The sequence below is a fragment of the Porphyromonas canoris genome (assembly GCF_000769115.1).
In the GTDB taxonomy this organism is placed as follows: Bacteria; Bacteroidota; Bacteroidia; order Bacteroidales; family Porphyromonadaceae; genus Porphyromonas_A; species Porphyromonas_A canoris.
Window position 1 is genome coordinate 1 of the sequence record NZ_JQZV01000003.1, and the last position, 17,888, is coordinate 17,888.

General features: G+C 46.1%; 16 protein-coding genes. 13 read left to right on the forward strand and 3 right to left on the reverse strand.

All coding sequences use genetic code 11. The features are described from left to right. On the reverse strand, window positions 1–608 hold a 608-nt coding region (locus tag HQ43_RS00720; RefSeq protein ID WP_161785854.1), incomplete at its 3' end, for an Ig-like domain-containing protein. A gap of 419 nt (window positions 609–1,027) precedes the next feature. On the opposite strand from HQ43_RS00720, the gene HQ43_RS09850 reads away from it, so the two are divergent. The 11 genes from HQ43_RS09850 to HQ43_RS00770 all read left to right on the forward strand — a co-directional run bounded on the left by HQ43_RS09850 (window position 1,028) and on the right by HQ43_RS00770 (window position 12,493). Next, on the forward strand, window positions 1,028–1,177 hold the full coding sequence (locus HQ43_RS09850) for a hypothetical protein (RefSeq protein WP_161785855.1): 150 nt from the start codon (window positions 1,028–1,030) through the stop codon (window positions 1,175–1,177). Between the two features lie 157 nt (window positions 1,178–1,334). Continuing rightward, window positions 1,335–3,500 (forward strand): LptF/LptG family permease, encoded by a 2,166-nt coding sequence (locus HQ43_RS09360; protein ID WP_052102979.1) that lies wholly within the window; start codon window positions 1,335–1,337, stop codon window positions 3,498–3,500. Between the two features lie 50 nt (window positions 3,501–3,550). Further along, complete coding sequence (locus tag HQ43_RS00730; RefSeq protein WP_036788477.1) at window positions 3,551–4,762, forward strand: bifunctional 3,4-dihydroxy-2-butanone-4-phosphate synthase/GTP cyclohydrolase II; 1,212 nt, start codon at window positions 3,551–3,553, stop codon at window positions 4,760–4,762. 97 nt (window positions 4,763–4,859) lie between these two features. Continuing rightward, complete coding sequence (locus HQ43_RS00735; RefSeq protein WP_036789007.1) at window positions 4,860–5,882, forward strand: aminotransferase class I/II-fold pyridoxal phosphate-dependent enzyme; 1,023 nt, start codon at window positions 4,860–4,862, stop codon at window positions 5,880–5,882. Between the two features lie 139 nt (window positions 5,883–6,021). Continuing rightward, window positions 6,022–6,213, forward strand: coding sequence for a 30S ribosomal protein S21 (rpsU, locus tag HQ43_RS00740; protein WP_036788479.1), 192 nt, complete (start codon window positions 6,022–6,024; stop codon window positions 6,211–6,213). 178 nt (window positions 6,214–6,391) lie between these two features. Continuing rightward, window positions 6,392–6,868 carry a cytidine deaminase gene (cdd, locus tag HQ43_RS00745; protein ID WP_036788482.1) on the forward strand — a complete coding sequence of 159 codons (477 nt, stop codon included), beginning with the start codon at window positions 6,392–6,394 and terminating at the stop codon, window positions 6,866–6,868. Between the two features lie 98 nt (window positions 6,869–6,966). After that, on the forward strand, window positions 6,967–8,190 hold the full coding sequence (locus HQ43_RS00750) for an L-serine ammonia-lyase (protein ID WP_036788485.1): 1,224 nt from the start codon (window positions 6,967–6,969) through the stop codon (window positions 8,188–8,190). 30 nt (window positions 8,191–8,220) lie between these two features. Beyond that, window positions 8,221–8,865: a pyridoxamine 5'-phosphate oxidase gene (pdxH, locus tag HQ43_RS00755; RefSeq protein WP_036788488.1), complete on the forward strand. Its 645-nt coding sequence runs from the start codon at window positions 8,221–8,223 to the stop codon at window positions 8,863–8,865. Between the two features lie 276 nt (window positions 8,866–9,141). Continuing rightward, window positions 9,142–11,247 (forward strand): S9 family peptidase, encoded by a 2,106-nt coding sequence (locus HQ43_RS00760; protein WP_081964501.1) that lies wholly within the window; start codon window positions 9,142–9,144, stop codon window positions 11,245–11,247. 11 nt (window positions 11,248–11,258) lie between these two features. After that, window positions 11,259–11,888, forward strand: a complete 630-nt coding sequence (locus tag HQ43_RS09605) for an HAD family hydrolase (protein WP_081964502.1) — start codon at window positions 11,259–11,261, stop codon at window positions 11,886–11,888. Then, entirely contained in the window at window positions 11,885–12,493 is a 609-nt protein-coding gene (locus tag HQ43_RS00770) for an IMPACT family protein (RefSeq protein ID WP_036788491.1), read from the forward strand. The genes HQ43_RS09605 and HQ43_RS00770 overlap by 4 nt, the downstream gene beginning before the upstream one ends. A 347-nt stretch (window positions 12,494–12,840) precedes the next feature. Here the strand turns inward: HQ43_RS00770 and HQ43_RS00775 are convergent, their stop codons facing one another. After that, a complete protein-coding gene (locus tag HQ43_RS00775) occupies window positions 12,841–13,503 on the reverse strand; it encodes an HmuY family protein (RefSeq protein ID WP_036788494.1) in 663 nt (220 codons plus the stop codon). Between the two features lie 45 nt (window positions 13,504–13,548). Then, entirely contained in the window at window positions 13,549–15,594 is a 2,046-nt protein-coding gene (locus HQ43_RS00780; RefSeq protein WP_036788496.1) for a TonB-dependent receptor plug domain-containing protein, read from the reverse strand. A gap of 199 nt (window positions 15,595–15,793) precedes the next feature. On the opposite strand from HQ43_RS00780, the gene galE reads away from it, so the two are divergent. Together galE and HQ43_RS00790 are read left to right on the forward strand one after the other, a co-directional pair. Then, window positions 15,794–16,822 carry a UDP-glucose 4-epimerase GalE gene (galE, locus tag HQ43_RS00785; protein ID WP_036788499.1) on the forward strand — a complete coding sequence of 343 codons (1,029 nt, stop codon included), beginning with the start codon at window positions 15,794–15,796 and terminating at the stop codon, window positions 16,820–16,822. Window positions 16,823–16,987: 165 nt separating this feature from the next. Continuing rightward, window positions 16,988–17,665, forward strand: a complete 678-nt coding sequence (locus HQ43_RS00790) for a tetratricopeptide repeat protein (RefSeq protein ID WP_036788501.1) — start codon at window positions 16,988–16,990, stop codon at window positions 17,663–17,665. Window positions 17,666–17,888: the final 223 nt, after the last annotated feature.

Sequence of the window (17,888 nt, forward strand, 5' to 3'; positions counted from 1 at the left end):
ACCCGGCAGGTGGCTGTCTTACCGCCATCCACGGATGTAGCAGTAATGGTGGCACTGCCTTCCTTATGCGTGGTTACCTCTCCGTTGCTGTCAACGGAAGCGATGTCCGATGCCGAGCTGCTCCATGTAACCGCCTTGTTCGGAACATCCGCAGGTGAGAACGTTACCTGAATCTTGAACTTCTCCCCTGCAACTACGCTCTTTTCCGTGGGAGATACAGCGATGCCTTCCACCACCTTCACCAGGGTTACTTTCACCTCCTGCCCGTAAGCCGTACCGGCGGAATTGGTTGCGTACGCACGTGCATGGTAGACCTTGCCCGGAGTAAGGTTGCCGATGCTTACCTTGAAGCTGCCGGTCCCGGAGCCTCCGGAGACTTTGTCATTGGAAATAGTGGGAGACGAACTCATGGCATAGCAGACGCCACGATCCGTAACCGCCGCTCCTCCATCTGCAGAGACATTCCCCTCGCACTCGAAACTTGTTGTGGTGATGTTGGAAACAGAGCCGGTTGCTACCGTGGGAGCTTTTGCAGGCTCTTTGGGATCTTTCTTGCATCCCATAACAGACAGGGATACAGCCAGTAATAAAAATAGTACTCTTTTCATAATCATAAATTTTGTTATTTTCTCTTTCAATGATCTGATTGAACAAAACGCATAACAGAGAGAAGACGGCAGACAGTGAGCCGTATTCCAAAGCATGATCGTTCCTTAATACTTACAAAGGTATTATAAAAATATCTCTGTTCAAAATCATATATCGAATACTGAAACAACTTGAGATAAACGCTTATAAAACTTCCTCTGAATAGTTTTGCCGTCTGAAATCATGCCTTGACCGCCACAATTCGTGGCTTGACTGATACAATTCACGCCTTGATCTTCACAACTCAAACCTCAATTCCCAACAATCGCACCTTGCTTCAGACCTCCGAAAGGGTTCAACGAAAGTTCTAAACCTGTTTGTTCTATTTTCTAAGCAGATTCAGGCACAAAAGTCTCCACACAAAAAAGAGCAGAAAGCAATGCTCCTGCATCTGCTTTCTGCTCTTCTATCGTTTCCTCCGGAAGGCTTATCTTCTCCGTCTGCCGTTGCCACTCTTTCCCTCACACCGCCTTGGGGTTACGCTTTACGGACCATGATGCCTCGCGATCCTACTTCAAAATCCCTGTAAGCCTGCGATAGATCGCCATACAGAGAGTGTCTCGTAACTGCCGGAGAAGGATGGGGTTCATTATCGGTAAATATCCCTATCTTTGCAGATGTCTAAAGCCGGGATAAGGCTTTGGGCAAAGAATGAAACACTCATACACAGACGGCTTACAACATAGATGTTAGGAACAAAAAGGCTTTACGTATATACGCTTCAAAAGTTTTTCCCGCTCTTGGCTATGAACTTTCTCATCGCATGGTTCGTAGTGGTGATGCGGGCTCTTTGGAGTATCGTGGAGGATGTTGTGGGCAAGGGAATAGACGGATTCTTGCTCTTTGAGCTGATCTTCTATGCTGCCGTATCGGTGGTTCCGCAAGCACTCTTTCTAGCGGTGCTGCTCGCTTCGCTGATGACCTTCGGCAGTCTGGGCGAGAAACTGGAACTTTTGGCAATAAAGACAGCCGGGATTCCGCTCTATAAGGTAATGCAGCCGGTCTTTGTGGTGGTGGTTCTGCTGGCAATAGGAAGCTATACGTTTCAGAACGACTGGCTGATCAAGAGTCAAGTTAAGTTTTATACCCTTTACTTTTCGGCGAGTAATAAAGCTCCGGAACTGGAGATTCCGGAGGGTTCATTCTATAGTCGCATTCCGCACATGAGCATCTACGTCAAGAAGAAAGATGTCCAGAAAAAGATGCTAAGGGATGTGATCATCTACGATTTTTCGCAAGGACATTCGGATGCACGCATTATTCTGGCGGACTCTGCACGTCTCTTCTCCTATGCGGAGAGCAACAAGCTGGTCATGCGACTTTATAGTGGTGAGTCTTTTGAGAATCTTCGAGGACATGCTTCCGACCCTTATGGAGAGCTTGTTCCGTATCGTCGGGAAATTTTTGAACAGAAAGATCTTGTCTCTGCATACGATGCCTCTTTCAGCCTGATGGATCAAGACGTGATTTCATCCCAGTTTGTCGGAAAGAATATTCAACAGCTCGGACACTATACGGACTCCATGAGGTTTGTGGTGGACTCTCTTCAGGCAGAGGTGGCAACGCTGATGCTCAACAAATCTTACCTCAAGACATTTGCTTCGGAACGCACCGTGCGTACGCCGAGCCGGGTCTTTGAAAATCCGGAAGAGGGGTCGGATATCATCCAAACGGAAGAAGAGTTTCTTGCCGCTTCTTATGCCGAGGGCTTCAACGAGGACAGCATCGCTGCAGGTTCGGATACAGCTACGGATACGGCTGCTTCGCAAATGGAGCAAGGGGTTGTCTATCCCGAAATGCCTGATCTCAGCGGTACGGACCAGCAGAAAAAAGAGGTCTCGAATGCCTCTGAAAATACCTCGGAGATCGTCTTGGCAAATCCCGAAAACAGATATGCCAAACTTTCGGATGAGGAGAAAGAAACGTTCAATGTATATAAGAAATTAGAGAAGGCAGATCTTGAGAAACGTCTTTTCATAATATCTCAAGCTCGTGAGTCGCTCAGCTCGAACAGAGAGTCCATTGCATTCGATCAGACGATAGTGGAGGATCAGAGCCGTGTGTACAGACGAAATCTAATAGAGTGGCATAAGAAACTGACCATACCTATTGCCTGTATCGTCTTCTTCTTTATCGGGGCCCCGCTTGGTGCGATCATTCGTAAGGGCGGACTCGGTACTCCATCCATCATAGCAGTGCTCTTTTTTATCTTTTACTTTATCATGGATTCCATCGGATACAGAATGGGACGTGACGGAAAGTGGATGGTGTGGTTCGGTATTTGGCTTCCGACAATGGTGTTGATACCGATAGGCATTTGGCTGAGCTACATTGCGACCAAAGACTCTTCCAAACTGAATGTGGATGCGTATATACTCTTTGTTAAGAAGCTATTCGGATCGGCTACGGCTCGTAAGGTAGAGTTCAAAGAAGTTACCATGGTCGATGTGGAGAAGAGCAGAGCTATGGCTGAAATAGATGATCTCGATCGCTTGGTAAAGCAAGAGCAGGAAGCTCCGCTTCTTAGCTATCGGGCTCTCTTCTTGGACAAAGATGCGCAGAAGTCCAGACGAAATCTTGTGATGCGTACAGAGCAGCTTGTGGAGTATTTGGCTAATAGCCGGGATCTGCTGTTGGTATCCAAACTGGCAGAAGTACCCTTGCTCTCGACAATAGCGTTCTTGCCTCAGTCAAGGTTTGGATGGCTCAATAAATTATTGATGATACTTCTTCCTTTGGGGCTAATGGTTTTCGGATATTACTATATACGTACTCGACAACTTCGTAAATCGCTCAAGCAGATGCAGGTAACACTGACATCGCTTCGGGAATATGCCGGTAGAGAAGCGTAAAAACGGACATATAACATATTAAACATATAAATAACTCGGAAAGGAAAGCTATGGAATTCCAACTTGCCAGCGTAGAACAGGCTATTGAAGATATAAAACAGGGTAAAATTGTTATCGTTGTGGATGATGAAGACCGCGAAAATGAAGGCGACTTTGTGATAGCGGCAGAGAAGGTTACTCCTGAAATCATCAACTTTATGATGCGATATGGTCGCGGTGTATTGTGTGCTCCAATATCCGAAACCAGGGCTGCGCAACTTCAGCTCCCTATGCAGGTGCAGGATAATACTTCTCTGCACGAAACCCCATTTACTGTGACGGTGGACTTGATAGGTAAGGGGTGTACCACGGGTGTATCCATGTATGATAGAGCAATGACGATACTGGCTCTTGCCGATCCTGCGACTACACCCAATATGCTTGCAAGACCCGGACATATAAGTCCTCTGAGGGCAAAGGAAAAAGGGGTACTTCGTCGTGCCGGACACACAGAGGCTTCGGTAGATCTCTGTAAACTTGCAGGTCTTGAACCAGTGGCGTGTCTTATAGAAGTGATCAATGATGATGGTACTATGGCTCGCTTGCCACAGTTGGTAGAGATCGCCAAGCAGTTTGACCTTAATATCATTACCATCAAAGATCTCATTCAATATCGTCTCCGCTACGACTCGATAGTGGAGAAAGGAGCCTCCGCCCATCTTCCGACGCTGTATGGAGACTTTACAATAGTCCCATTCAAACAGAAATCAAACGGATTGGAGCATATAGCCATCATCAAGGGAGATATTGCAGATGGAGAGCCGGTGCTGGTTCGTGTTCACTCTTCTTGTGCAACAGGGGATATCTTCGGATCTATGCGCTGTGAGTGTGGAGAACAGCTTCACTCCGCATTAAGAAAGATAGAAGAAGAAGGACGAGGTGTGGTAATCTACTTGAATCAGGAAGGACGTGGAATAGGTCTGATGGCTAAGATAGAAGCCTATAAATTGCAAGAAGAGGGCTTGGATACAGTAGATGCAAATTTACATCTGGGCTTCAATGCCGATGAGAGAGACTATGGAGTGGGAGCAAGTATGCTACATCTGTTGGGTGTACAGAAGATGAGACTCATGTCCAACAATCCTGTAAAGCGCATCGGACTTGAAGCCTACGGGCTCGAAGTAGTAGAGAATGTGCCCATAGAGGTAACACCCAACAAGTACAACTATCAGTATATGATCACAAAGAAAGAGCGTATGGGACATAACCTTTGCAAATTGTAAAGAGGGCAAAAGCCATTTGGACTTTCTTTCTGTAAATTCTTTGGTAACTTTGTACTTGGAAACGGATATAAATATACCTCACAACACCAGTAAAGATATGAGAACAACAGCTGCAAGACTTGAACAAAAGCAACCGATGGATTTCGGTACCAATGTATGGTATGGAGCCACGTTGGATAAGCTTAAAAGCCATCTGATAGAACAGATAGATATAATATCTTCTTATCCGGAAAGGGATGCCAAGTCGCTTCGTCGTCTGTTGGCTCGTCGCTATGAACTCAAGGATGGAAATCTGATCATTACGGCAGGAACTTTCACTGCTGTCAATGTGATAGCTCGCATATTCGATCGAAAGAAATCTCTTTTTGTTACGCCTTGCGGAGGCAAACTTATAGAGGGATGTGAGGCAAGTAATCACGAGATAGTTCTTTCCGGAGATGTCAATAGTCTGTCCGAGTTGGACTTTACGGGAATAGACCTCTGCTGGATGGCAAACCCGAATACGGTTTCCGGCAAACAGTACAGGAGAAAAGATATTTTGGATATGGTGGATAGCCACCCCAATGTAACTTTTATCTTTAATATTACCTATGGAAATTACGTCTTGGACGATCCATTAAAGCCATCGGATATGGGCAAGAGGAGCAATATGATCATGTTCTCTTCTGTATCCAAAAGTTACAATCTACCCGGACTTCGCTTAGCTTATATTGTTGCTCCGGAAGGCATTGGAAAGGTGTTGCAGAAGCAAGTGGCTTCTTATAGTATAAGCACTATTGCACAAGAGGCAGGGAAGTATATTTTTGTGCATCCGGCTCAGTTTGTCATTCCTTTAAGAAAGTGGCTGCGCAGTGCGGAAGAGTTTCGCTCTACTCTTGCAACAATACCGGAGATAGAGGTTTTACCATCAAATACTCCTTACTTCTTGATCAAGCTGAATGTCGGAGACGGAAGAGAACTGGCACGTTTCCTTGCAGAGCATCGCAATATCAATATTCGGACAACGGATGATGTTTGTGGCTTGAGCAATCAGTTTATAGGGGTAAGTACACGCTCCTCTGAAGAAAATAGCCTGCTTGTAGCAGCGATTAATGAATGGATAGCGAGCAAAGTGAAGTAACATAAAAGTAGCTCTTTATTCCCTATCTTGCTTATATGCAAAGTTCTTAGTATCTTTGCACACCAAAGTAGAGCTTGCTCTCCTTTCCATTAAATCAAGTTTGGATACAATAATAAAATAATAGCTATATACACAAATCATGATTGTAGTACAATTGAAAGAGGGCGAGAACATAGAAAAAGCCCTAAAGAAGTTCAAGAGAAAATTTGAACGTACTGGTGCCGTTCGCGAGCTTAGAGCACGTCAGGCTTTTACTAAACCTTCTGTAACTAAGAGAAAACAGATGGAAAAGGCCAGATATGTTCAGAAGCTTAGAAGCGTAGAAGAGTAAGAGAGGCTCTCTTCTTCGTGCGTTTTGCAGTACGAGTATGGGCAATCTTCGGATCCTACTACGTCAGATCAGCTTATAGTATATATTTTTAGAGCAATCCCAAAAGCTACTTTACAACGTGAATTTTTCCGTTGTAAAGTAGCTTTTTCGTATCTTAGAGGTTACAAAAACTTAAGTTATGAATCAGAAACAAATTACTATACCATACCATCTGCGTTCTAATGACAAGTTGTCGGATACAGAGCAGACTCTTGTGGCTAAAGCACGAGAGGCTGCGGAAAAAGCCTATGCCCCTTACTCCGGATTTCATGTCGGGGCTGCCGTTCTTCTTTCCAATGGGGAGATTGTTTCTGGATCCAATCAGGAGAATGCGGCTTATCCATCCGGGATATGTGCCGAGCGGACAACTCTCTTCTATGCAAATGCACAATATCCGGATGCTTCCGTAGAGGCCTTGGCTATCATAGCCATTCACGGTGGAGAGGTAGTACCATCCATATCTCCATGTGGAGCATGCAGGCAGGTCATGGTAGAGGTATCTTATCGCTACAATAAATCGTACAAGGTTATTCTTGCAGGAAAAGATAAAAGTGTTGTCTTGGAAGATAACAGAATGCTTCTCCCTTTTACGTTCTCCGGAGACGACCTTAAATAGTATCTGATATGATTATCAATAATACTTTATTGGTATCTTTGTTCGGTTAAAAAAGTCGTGTGTAGATAAAATTTCTTTCCGGAGTAGAAAAAGTATTTATGGAATCTATCAAACAGATATATAAGATAGGCAATGGCCCATCTTCAAGTCATACCATGGGACCTAAAAGGGCCGCAGAGATCTTCATACAGGATCTGCCTGATACAGTGGCATCTTTCCGTACAACGTTGTATGGAAGTCTTGCTGCCACGGGTGTTGGTCACATGACAGATGTTGCGGTTCTCGATGTACTGCGTCCTATAGCTCCTACGATCATTGTATGGGAACCTAAGACAGAGTTGGACTTCCATCCCAATGGGATTCGGTTTGAAGCTTTTGATGCAGAAAACATCCTTATCAAGGAGTGGTTGGTTTTTAGTGTAGGCGGTGGTTCTCTTGCCAATGAAGAGTTTGACGAACGGACATCCCAGGAAGTTTATCCGCACAATACTATTACGGAGATTATGGACTATTGTAAGGCCAACAGCCTTCATTATTGGGAGTATGTGGAGAAGTACGAAGGTCCTGAGATCTGGGAGCATTTGGACGAAGTGTGGAAGGTAATGAAGGAGGCAGTGGAAAGAGGGCTTGATGAAGTGGGTATTCTTCCCGGCGGATTGAATCTGCGTCGAAAAGCAGGGGATTATATGATTCGAGCCAAAGGATATGGCAGTAATGTGCAGAGTAGAGGATTGGTTTACTCTTATGCCCTTGCTGTTTCGGAAGAGAATGCAGCGGGAGGCCGTATAGTTACAGCCCCTACTTGTGGTTCTTGTGGTGTATTGCCGGCAGTGCTTTATCACCTATCTACTTCTCGTTCTTTCACTCCAAAGCGTATTCATAGAGCATTGGCTACTGCAGGGTTATTTGGTAACGTTGCACGTACAAATGCTTCTATCTCCGGAGCAGAGGTCGGATGTCAGGGAGAGGTCGGGGTTGCTTGCAGTATGGCGGCGGCAGCAGCGAATCAGCTTTTTGGAGGAACACTCAAACAGATAGAGTATGCCGCAGAGATGGGACTCGAACACCATCTGGGGTTGACATGTGATCCCGTTTGCGGACTTGTACAGATACCTTGTATTGAACGTAATGCCTTTGCAGCTGCTCGTGCTTTGGATGCTAATACTTATGCCAACTTTTCCGATGGTACTCACCGGGTTTCTTTTGATCAGGTCGTCTCCGTCATGAAGCAGACAGGTAAAGATCTTCCCAGTATTTATCGTGAAACATCCGAAGGAGGACTTGCACTTCATGAGCAGAGCATACAAAGTATCACTTGTTAGAACCTTTCTATTTTTAACTAATAATACATTATGAGCTTAGAACTACAGGATATCCGTCGAGACTTTAAGGCCGGAAGTCTTGATAGAAAGGATATGCCGAAAGATCCGCTTGTAAAAGTGGATGAGTGGATAAAGGAGGCCGTTGAAAAGCAAGCAATAGAACCTACGGCAGTAATCGTAACGACGGCAACTCCGGATGGTCATCCTTCTTCTCGGACAGTACTTTTGAAAGAAATCTTGAATGGGAAGTTTATTTTTTACACCAATTACGAGAGCCGAAAAGGGGAGCAAATAGCTGCAAATCCCTATGTGTCGCTTACATTTTTATGGCATCAGTTCGAACGTCAGATACACATAGAGGGCGTCTGCACCAAGGTTCCTTCGGAAGTTTCGGATGCTTACTTCCGTACTCGTCCATATAAGAGCAGAGTCGGAGCTCGTATCTCTCCTCAGAGCAGACCTATACCATCTCGTACATTTATCATGACGGAGTTTATGAAAGAGTCTCTCAAATATACCGGACGAGAAGTTCCGAGACCGGACTCATGGGGAGGCTACCAAGTTATTCCGCATAGGATAGAGTTTTGGCAAGGGCGTGAGAGTCGTCTGCATGATCGTTTTCTTTACGTACAAGATGAAAGAGGAGAGTGGACATTGGAGCGTATAGCCCCTTAATAGGATAGCGATCGGAGTATTTATATTTTGTCTATTAGGGCTACGATATAGAGTGAAAGCTACACAACAGATGTGTGGCTTTCATTTTTTTTTGTGCTCTGCCATAACTGCTTGTTTGGTATGGCAGAGGTTCTTTTGTAGGGCTGATATATTATTAGTACTTTAGCGGAGGAATAAAAAAGAGGTTTTGTTTCATTTCTTTACGAGATCTCTATTTTATGGCTCCTTTTAATTGAGGATTTAAGAATAAGTATAAATAAGCAACAGACATTCTACATGAAAAAAACATTCTTTATGGCATGCCTCTGTGCTGCTATCGGATTCGGGAGCGGATCCGCAACAGCAGCTACTCCCGGTGCTTCTACGGAGAAGAAAGCAATGACTCCGGAAGTTTTACTTTCACTTACTCGTATTTCGGCACCTACACTCTCTCCCAATGGTCAGATGTATCTTTATAGCCGATCCATGCCCAATATCAAGGACAATAAGATTCTTTCCGAAGTGGTATTGGCGCGTCTTGATGGCAAAGGTGCTCCGGAGGTAATTTTAGGTACGGACAAGAAAGCTTCTCAGGCTACATTCTTATCGGATACGGAGATTGCTTATGTTGCAAAAGCGGGAGACTTCTCTCAGATATGGCTTTATAATACAGTAAGTAAGACATCTGTACAGCTCTCAAGTTTCGATTTTGATGTTACCGGATTCCTCTTTTCTCCAAACCGTGAAAAGGTTGTGGTGGTAAGAGATGTGGAGTTGCCCAATATCGCAACGGATAGAAACAAAGACCTTGACAAGATTTCCGGAAAGATCTACACCGATCTTATGTATAAGCATTGGGACGAGTGGAAGGTCTCCATACCGAAACCATTCGTTGCGAAGGCAGAAACCGGCTCCAATAAGATCGCCGGCGATCTCCTGCCTGTACTTAGAGCGGATGAGTGGTTCGAGGCTCCTACCAAACCTCATGCCGGAATCGAGCAGTTCGCTTGGTCTAATGAAGGCAAATACTTGGCTTACTCTTGCCGCAAGAAAGTCGGATTGGAGTATGCTGTAAGCACAAATACAGACATCTATCTTTTCGATACAGAGACAGCCACTACGGTAAATCTTTCGGAAGGAATGATGGGCTACGATACCAATCCTATGTTTTCTCCGGATGGTCAGTCCATTGCTTGGGTCAGTATGGAGCGCGATGGTTATGAGGCGGATATTAAGCGTCTGTTTGTGATGGATTTTAAGACACAGATGAAGAAGCACCATGCTCCCTACTTTGAACACCATGTAGATCAGTTCGTTTGGCTACCCGATGGAAAGAAGATTCGCTTTGTCGCTACCATAGAAGCTCTTACCAATATCTACGAGATAGATCTTGCCACAGACAAGATAGAGGCCATAACCGAAGGCGTACACGATGTAACGGCATTCTCAGGCAATGGTCGTACCTTCGTTACCGGTATTCAGTCTTTCACTCACCCTACGGATCTCTTCCGCGTGGAGCTTCCTGCAAAGAAAACCAAGAAGAATAGAGGATTGGGCAAGCTCACAAAGCTCACCACAGAAAATGATGCCGTGCTTGCCGGTATAGAGATGGCTCAAGTGGAGAAAGTATGGATAGACACTACGGATGGTAAGAAGATGCTCACATGGTTCGTGAAGCCTCCGTTCTTCGATCCTAATAAGAAGTATCCTGCTATTCTTTACTGTCAGGGAGGTCCTCAGAGTACGGTGAGCCAGTTCTGGAGTTATCGTTGGAACCTCAATACATTCTCTTCTTTCGGATATGTCATTGTGGCACCGAACCGCAGAGGCTTACCATCTTTTGGCAAGGAGTGGCTCGAACAGATCAGCGGAGATTATGGTGGTCAGAACATGAAAGACTACCTTGCTGCCATTGACCATGCCGCCACCCTTCCTTATATAGATAAAGATCGTTTGGGATGTACGGGCGCAAGTTACGGCGGATTCTCCACTTATTGGCTTGCCGGACATCACAACAAACGCTTCAAAGCGTTCTTCGCGCATGCCGGTATCTTCAATCTTGAGGCGCAGTATCTCGAAACGGAAGAGAAGTTCTTTGCCAACTGGGATATGGGCGGTCCATACTGGGATAAGAGCAATGCCACCGCGCAGAAAACATTTGCCACCTCTCCTCACCGCTTTGTGGGCGAGTGGGACACTCCCATCTTCATCTGTCACGGGGAGTACGACTTCCGCATCCTTGCCTCCCAGGGCATGCAGGCTTTCGATGCCGCACGCATGAGAGGAATACCAACCGAGATGTTGTTGTATCCGGACGAAACACACTGGATATTGAAGCCTCAAAACGGAATGTTGTTCTACAGAAGCTTCCGGTCTTGGTTCGACAGATGGCTTAAGAAGTAATCTCATTGCGGATGAAAATAGAAAACATTGTCCTTGATCTCGGTGGCGTCCTGCTCCATCTTGATATTGAGGAGAGCATAAAAAGATTTCAAGAGATTGGCGTGTATGATGCACGCCAATTTCTTAACCCCTACAAGCAGAGCGGACTTTTCCTCGACCTTGAACGAGGGACGCTCTCCGCCTACGAGTTTGTCCGGGCGCTCTCGCAGAGATACGGACGCAGCTACACCTATAACGATATAGAGCACTGCCTGCTCGGCTTTGTCCGCGAAGCGCAAGCCTATAAGTTTGAGTTTATAGAGCAGCATCTTCTGCCTCACTACAACCTTTATCTCCTCAGCAATAATAATCCTTTCATCTACAATTGGTGTAATAGCAACTCCTTCCTGCCCGACAGAAGGAAGCTCGAAGGATTTTTCCACAAGACCTTTTGCTCCTATCACATGAATCTGTGCAAGCCGGAAGCCGAAATCTTTCAGGCAGCCATAGATATTTCCGGAATGGATCCGGAGAAAACCCTCTTTGTGGACGACGGAGAGGCAAACGTGGAGATGGGGAAAAAGTTTGGCTTCCGAACGATCATGCCCCACAACGGAGCCGACTGGCGAAACGAACTCTTATCCATACTTCACCGGCAATGACCGCATATAAGACCATCCTTCAACGCTCCCAAAGCGCCCTGACCGAGAAGCGAAGCAAATTCATCTCCTTCGCCATCCCCGTAGCCTCTCCGGAAGAAGCACTGGAGGAGGTAGCAAAGTTGCGAAAAGAGTATTTCGATGCTCGCCATGTCTGCTGGGCTTATGTCGTGGGGACGCGAACGCGACAAGAGAGAGCCAACGACGACGGAGAACCATCCTCCACAGCCGGAAAGCCCATCTTGGGACAGATACACTCCGCCGAACTGACCAATATCCTCGTTGCCGTTGTTCGCTACTTCGGGGGGATAAAGCTGGGGACGGGCGGACTCATCGTGGCCTACAAAGAAGCAGCCGCTCTGGCGATAGCGGCATCCGAAATCATCACCATAGACCTCGCCAGACGCTACAAAGTCTCTTTCGGATTCGATGACATCAACACCATCATGCGTGTGGCGAAGACCTATTCTGCCGAGACGGCAGATACCGAAAGCTCTCTCTCCGGATACCAATGGACTTTCTCCGTGAAAGAGGAGCTTGCCGGTTCTTTTTTTGATGAAATCTCATCACTCTACTTTGCCGGAATAGAAGAGTTGCAAGAAGAATAATCCCCCTATCCCGTCATCGCACACTCTCGTCCGCACGCCAATTTATTTCCGTCCGCACACCAATAAATTTTTGCATATACGAAAATAAATTTCTGCATATGCAAAAATATTTTTCTGCATATACGAAAAAATATTTCTGTCCGCATGAAAATTTTTTTCCATGCCCATGAAAAATTTTTTCTTGGCCACGGAAATTTATTTTCTTACTAATCCAAAGTTTTTTTCTGTAGACTATAAGTGAGTTTTGTCTGTCGTCAAAAAATAAGAAGCCGTAAAGATAGATTTACGGCTTCTTCTGCTTGTCTATCCGTAGCGATGCGGATAGTCTGTATTCCAGATAATGGAAGTTAGTTCAGTTTCGTACTGCCATCGGCTTGGTAGACATATTTGAAGCTGATGTATCCCGGTCTGCCTTCTGCATTGGAGTAGCTGACGAACTTTACTTTGGCATACTTGCCGTCCGCCGTGCGGATGATGAAGATGTTTTCGTTGGGTGTATAAGTGGGAGGAGGTCCTTGGAACCTGATTGCCTCACCGAGTCGGATGTCTACTCTTGGTTGGAGCTGGATCTTGGAGATGCCGCTCAGCACAACGTTTGCCGTGGTTTGGTGTTCGATCACTTTACCATTGTAGCCGAGAGCAACGTAGTCTTCGTCTATGCCGTATCCTGTGATCGGTGCTTCTTTGACATCGGCAAGATTCTGCTTGTCTGTCTTGAGTGCGCCACCTTTCCCTTCGCCGGACTTACCGCTGTTCGTACGGAAGAAGAAGGAGTTGAACGCTATATCCCAGTCTGAACGCTCTTGATAGTTGGACTCTGTAACGCCTCCCACTTCTTTGCCCGTAGCAAAAGAGAAGTAGATCCATTCTCCTTGAAACTCGGTAGGTTTGCTCTGTGTGTACTCTTTTGCAGAAGCATCGGGAGATGGAGCTTCTCCGGGCTTTTTTCCGCACGATGTCAGTGATAGCGCTGCCAGTATGACAAGCGAGATAAAGATTGTTCTGTTCATAAGTGATAAGTATATAAGTTGTGTTTGAAGTAAAACGGGGGCAGACTATATCTTGAGATGCAGAGATACAAAAGCGTTTCGCCCGATCCCCGTGTATGAATTGAAGCTGACGATACCTGCGTGGTAGTCGAATATGTTGTCCACTCCGAGCGTTATCTGACCTACTTTGTCGTGGCGATAGGAGAGGGAAACGTGCCAGAGGGAGTACGCCGGAATGATTGTCGTGTAGTATTCCGTTGTCGTGGTACCGTTTTGTTCGAGATCTTCTTGGACGTCAAACTCCTTTTTGCCGATATACGAACCGGAAAGGTTGATGTTGATGCCGCTCTTTTCCCATGAGCGATCGTACTCGGCACGAAGCGTTCCGGACAGAGTGCTTTGTGTGTTGAGCTGGAGACTTTTGTTCTTTGTGGGGTGGAGGTAGCTGGCAGAAGCGTGGAGATGAAGCCCGTTCACAAACGGATTGAATCGTATCTGTGCCTGCAGTCCGGCAAGGAGAGAAGACTCGATGTTGTTGTAATGAAGTTCTTTTTGATTGTTCCGCCAAATGCCCTCGATCTTGTTGGAGAAGCTGTTGTAGTAGCCGGAGATCAGCGCATAGAAGCGTCCGGAGACATACTCGGAAGAGAGAGAGAAGTAGTGGTTGCGCTCCGGTCGAAGTGCGGAGTTGCCATAGATCATGAACATACCGAGATGATCCCAGTTCATGTGCAGCTCTTTGATACTCGGCGATCGGTATCCTGCGCCGTAATTGAAGCGGAGCGTTACCGGCATCAGCTTATATATGGCTGCCGCTTTGGGTGCAAGATTGAAGCCGTAAGCGTTGTGATAATCTCCTCTCAGCCCGGCTATAATGCCAAAGCGGGGAGTGATCTGCCAGTCCTCTTGAACGTAAAGAGATGCGCTGTGCTGGCTTCGGGCGGAGTAGCCAACATTGGTAAACTTATCCGTGTAAAGCATCTCGTCGAAGTATTCTGCGCCAAGGCTCAGCTCGTGATGCTCTCCGATCTTCCGGACGTACGAGAGGCGCGGCTGCACCAAACGGTGTTTGTAGATGAGGTCTTTGCGTCCTTTTATCAGTTCGAACTTCTTGTACTTGTTGTACTGATCACCCGAAAGCGTGAGCTTGAGCATTCCCTTATTATCAAATGTATATGTTCCGGAGATGCTTCCGGCGATATCCGTGTTGTATTCGTAAAGGTTGTCCGGATTGAGATCATACTTGCTCATCTCGTACAGAGTGCCCGTAGCGGAGAGGGAGAGCCTTTTGTTCGGAGTGAATGTCAACACTTCACGTACGCTGTTGGTACGGAAGCCTGAGACATTGGTCGGGGAAGTGCTTACCGGCAGCGTGATGGTAAGATCCTGTTTCTTGAAATGTTTTTTGAGCCCTTCGCTGTCATAGAGAGCGTAAGCGTCCGCACTCCGATGCGTCAGTGTGGTCTGTGTACTCCACTTGCTATGGCGGTAGGATGCGGTCAACGAGCCGTTCAGGTTGGGTGCATCGGCATTTCGTTTGAAGAGAGCGTATTTATCGCCTGCTTCTATCGAGGGATAGTTCGTCTGATAAGCCGGGCTCCACTTCGTGTCCAGTGAGAGTCGAAAACGATCTTTGGGCTTTTTCGTGATGATATTGATGACGCCTCCCATTGCCTGCGTACCATAGATGGCAGACCCGGCACCTTGGACAATCTCTATCCTTTCTATATTGTTCAGATTGATCCGCTGGTAGTCTATATTATTGCCACTCTCTCCTGCCATACGCTCTCCATCTATAAGGAAAAGGATGTGTTTGCCACTAAGCCCTTGCATATTGATGCTTGTTCCGAAACCGACCTCATTGAACGTAAGCCCCGGTACCTCTTGCGACAGAAGAGATTTAATGTCCGTAAGTCCTCTGGACTCTATCTGTTTGGCGGTGATCACCTGCGTCATCACAGAGGAGTTAGATATCTTTTTCGGAGTACGGGTTGCCGTTACCACTACTTCCTCGATCTCCCGGTAGTCATCGGCGTTGCGCTTCTTCCCTTGCTGTGCAAAGGAGGCAGAGTATATGAATATACCCAAGAGGGTAAAGATGATGCGAGTCATTGCTTTATACAGAACAGAGCATAGAATATTCTACTTCTGAATTTTTGTGCAAAACTATACATACCTTTCTTTCTACACAATAGCTATAAATCGGTATTTTGTTCCTCTCTTTTTGTCTGTGCATTAAGGGTAAAATCGGAGCCGTTATATTGCAGAAAGTTTCTTAAATTTGCGAGAGCAAAAACCCAAAGAATTAGATATGAATAAGAAAACAATTTTGGTAACCGGCGGTACCGGTTATATCGGTTCTCATACCACCGTGGAGCTTCAAGCAGCCGGATATGATGTCATTATCGTGGATAACCTTTCCAATTCCAATAAAGAAGTGATAGACGGGATAGAGTCCATATCGGGTGTGCGTCCGTTGTTTTATGAGTTGGACTGCAACGATAAAGAGGGGCTAAGCCGCATCTTCTCTTCTCATCCGGGTATAGAGGGTATTATTCATTTCGCTGCAAGCAAGGCGGTAGGGGAGTCTGTGCAGAAACCACTGCTCTATTACCGTAACAATATAGTAACACTACTGAACCTGCTGGAGCTGATGTCCGAGCATTATGTCAAGGGTATCGTCTTCTCCTCATCCTGCACCGTTTACGGGCAGCCGGATATACTTCCCGTCACGGAAGCGGCTCCCACAAAACCTGCACTCTCTCCGTATGGCAACACGAAGCAGATCAACGAAGAGATCATACGCGACACCATCTACTCCGGTGCGCCTTACAAAGCTATTCTGCTGCGCTACTTCAACCCGATAGGCGCGCATCCCTCTGCCAAGATAGGCGAGCTTCCCATCGGCGTACCCCAAAATCTTGTCCCTTACATCACGCAAACCGCAGCCGGCATCCGTGCCGAACTGAGTGTCTTCGGGGATGATTACGACACACCGGACGGCTCTTGCATCAGAGACTATATCAATGTGGTAGACCTTGCCAAAGCGCACGTCATCGCCATGGATCGTATGCTCAAGAGCGATAAAGGCGAACAGATGGAGGTCTTTAACATCGGAACGGGACGAGGCGTCAGCGTTCTGGAGCTGGTGCATACCTTTCAAGAAGCTACCGGCGTGGCTCTTCCGTACAAGATTGTAGGACGAAGAGAGGGAGACATAGAAAAGGTCTGGGCAGATCCCAAACATGCCAACGAAGTGTTGGGATGGCGGGCAGAAAAAGAGTTGGCTGAGACTCTTCTGAGCGCTTGGGACTGGCAGAAAAAACTGTCTCAAAAGTAAACCTGTCCGTTTGCCCGGCTTTCTTTCCGCTCTCTATCCGCTACAAAATTAAGATGGTAGTATCAGGGTATTCAACTTTATTTTGTACTTTTGTGGGCGGAATGAATTATTCTCTAATTTTTTGAGCATAAACTTAAAAGTCACATTTAGATTACGAGACTAAAAATGAAGGATCAGAAACAACACTCTTCGTTAGGAGAGACTACAGCGGAAGCTATAACCCGTTCGGAGAAATTTTTAGACGAAAACAAGAAAGCTATTGTCTTTGTCATCATAGCAGCAGTAGCTTTGGTGGGTCTCATTTTGGGATACAAGTATCTGTACAAACAACCCCATGAGAAGAATGCAGAAAAGAGCATCTTCGTTGCGGAAAACTATTTCGCCAAAGACTCTTTCCAGCTTGCTCTCAACGGTAACGGTGCAGACATCATGGGTTTCTTGGACGTAATCAAAAAGTATGACGATACACCTACAGGCAATGTGGCTCATGCTTATGCAGGTATCTGCTACTACAAGCTCGGAGACTATGCAAAGGCTGAAGAGCATTTGAAGAAGTTCGACTCTTCGGATACCATGGTCGCACCTGCTTTGATCGGTCTTATCGGAGACTGCTATGTAGAGCAAGACAAGTATCAGGAAGCCATCGGCTACTTTGAAAAAGCAGCAAAGAGTGCCGATAACGAGCTGATCTCTCCGATATATTTGAAGAAAGCGGCAACCGTTTACAAGCATCTTGGTCAGAATGACAAGGCTTTGGAATGCTACAAAACCATCAAGGAAAAGTACTACGCTTCTCAAGATGCTCAAGATATAGACAAGTACATAGAGCAGCTATCGTTCTAAACATCCGTTTAGACCCGAAGAATAAGAGAGGGTGCGTCTTTCATCAAGGCGCATCCTCTTTCTTTTTCAGGTGTCTGTCCGGATGTCTTCTCCCGAAAGATTTTTTTCTCCGAAGCTGTTCAGAACATTCTCCAAACCTTGAAAGAGGTTGCTCTAAACGGTATAAAAGGTCAAAACTGAGCCTTGTTTTCCCTGATTCACGGCTCGATTTGCAAAACTCATG

Bases quoted from the DNA above. Each gene is read 5' to 3' on its own strand.
- HQ43_RS00780 (WP_036788496.1), bottom strand. From the start codon at position 15,594: ATGACTCGCATCATCTTTACCCTCTTGGGTATATTCATATACTCTGCC.
- HQ43_RS00750 (WP_036788485.1), top strand. From the start codon at position 6,967: ATGGAATCTATCAAACAGATATATAAGATAGGCAATGGCCCATCTTCA.
- HQ43_RS00730 (WP_036788477.1), top strand. From the start codon at position 3,551: ATGGAATTCCAACTTGCCAGCGTAGAACAGGCTATTGAAGATATAAAA.
- rpsU (WP_036788479.1), top strand. From the start codon at position 6,022: ATGATTGTAGTACAATTGAAAGAGGGCGAGAACATAGAAAAAGCCCTA.
- galE (WP_036788499.1), top strand. From the start codon at position 15,794: ATGAATAAGAAAACAATTTTGGTAACCGGCGGTACCGGTTATATCGGT.
- cdd (WP_036788482.1), top strand. From the start codon at position 6,392: ATGAATCAGAAACAAATTACTATACCATACCATCTGCGTTCTAATGAC.
- HQ43_RS00790 (WP_036788501.1), top strand. From the start codon at position 16,988: ATGAAGGATCAGAAACAACACTCTTCGTTAGGAGAGACTACAGCGGAA.
- HQ43_RS09850 (WP_161785855.1), top strand. From the start codon at position 1,028: ATGCTCCTGCATCTGCTTTCTGCTCTTCTATCGTTTCCTCCGGAAGGC.
- HQ43_RS00735 (WP_036789007.1), top strand. From the start codon at position 4,860: ATGAGAACAACAGCTGCAAGACTTGAACAAAAGCAACCGATGGATTTC.
- HQ43_RS09605 (WP_081964502.1), top strand. From the start codon at position 11,259: ATGAAAATAGAAAACATTGTCCTTGATCTCGGTGGCGTCCTGCTCCAT.
- HQ43_RS00770 (WP_036788491.1), top strand. From the start codon at position 11,885: ATGACCGCATATAAGACCATCCTTCAACGCTCCCAAAGCGCCCTGACC.
- HQ43_RS09360 (WP_052102979.1), top strand. From the start codon at position 1,335: ATGTTAGGAACAAAAAGGCTTTACGTATATACGCTTCAAAAGTTTTTC.
- pdxH (WP_036788488.1), top strand. From the start codon at position 8,221: ATGAGCTTAGAACTACAGGATATCCGTCGAGACTTTAAGGCCGGAAGT.
- HQ43_RS00760 (WP_081964501.1), top strand. From the start codon at position 9,142: ATGAAAAAAACATTCTTTATGGCATGCCTCTGTGCTGCTATCGGATTC.
- HQ43_RS00775 (WP_036788494.1), bottom strand. From the start codon at position 13,503: ATGAACAGAACAATCTTTATCTCGCTTGTCATACTGGCAGCGCTATCA.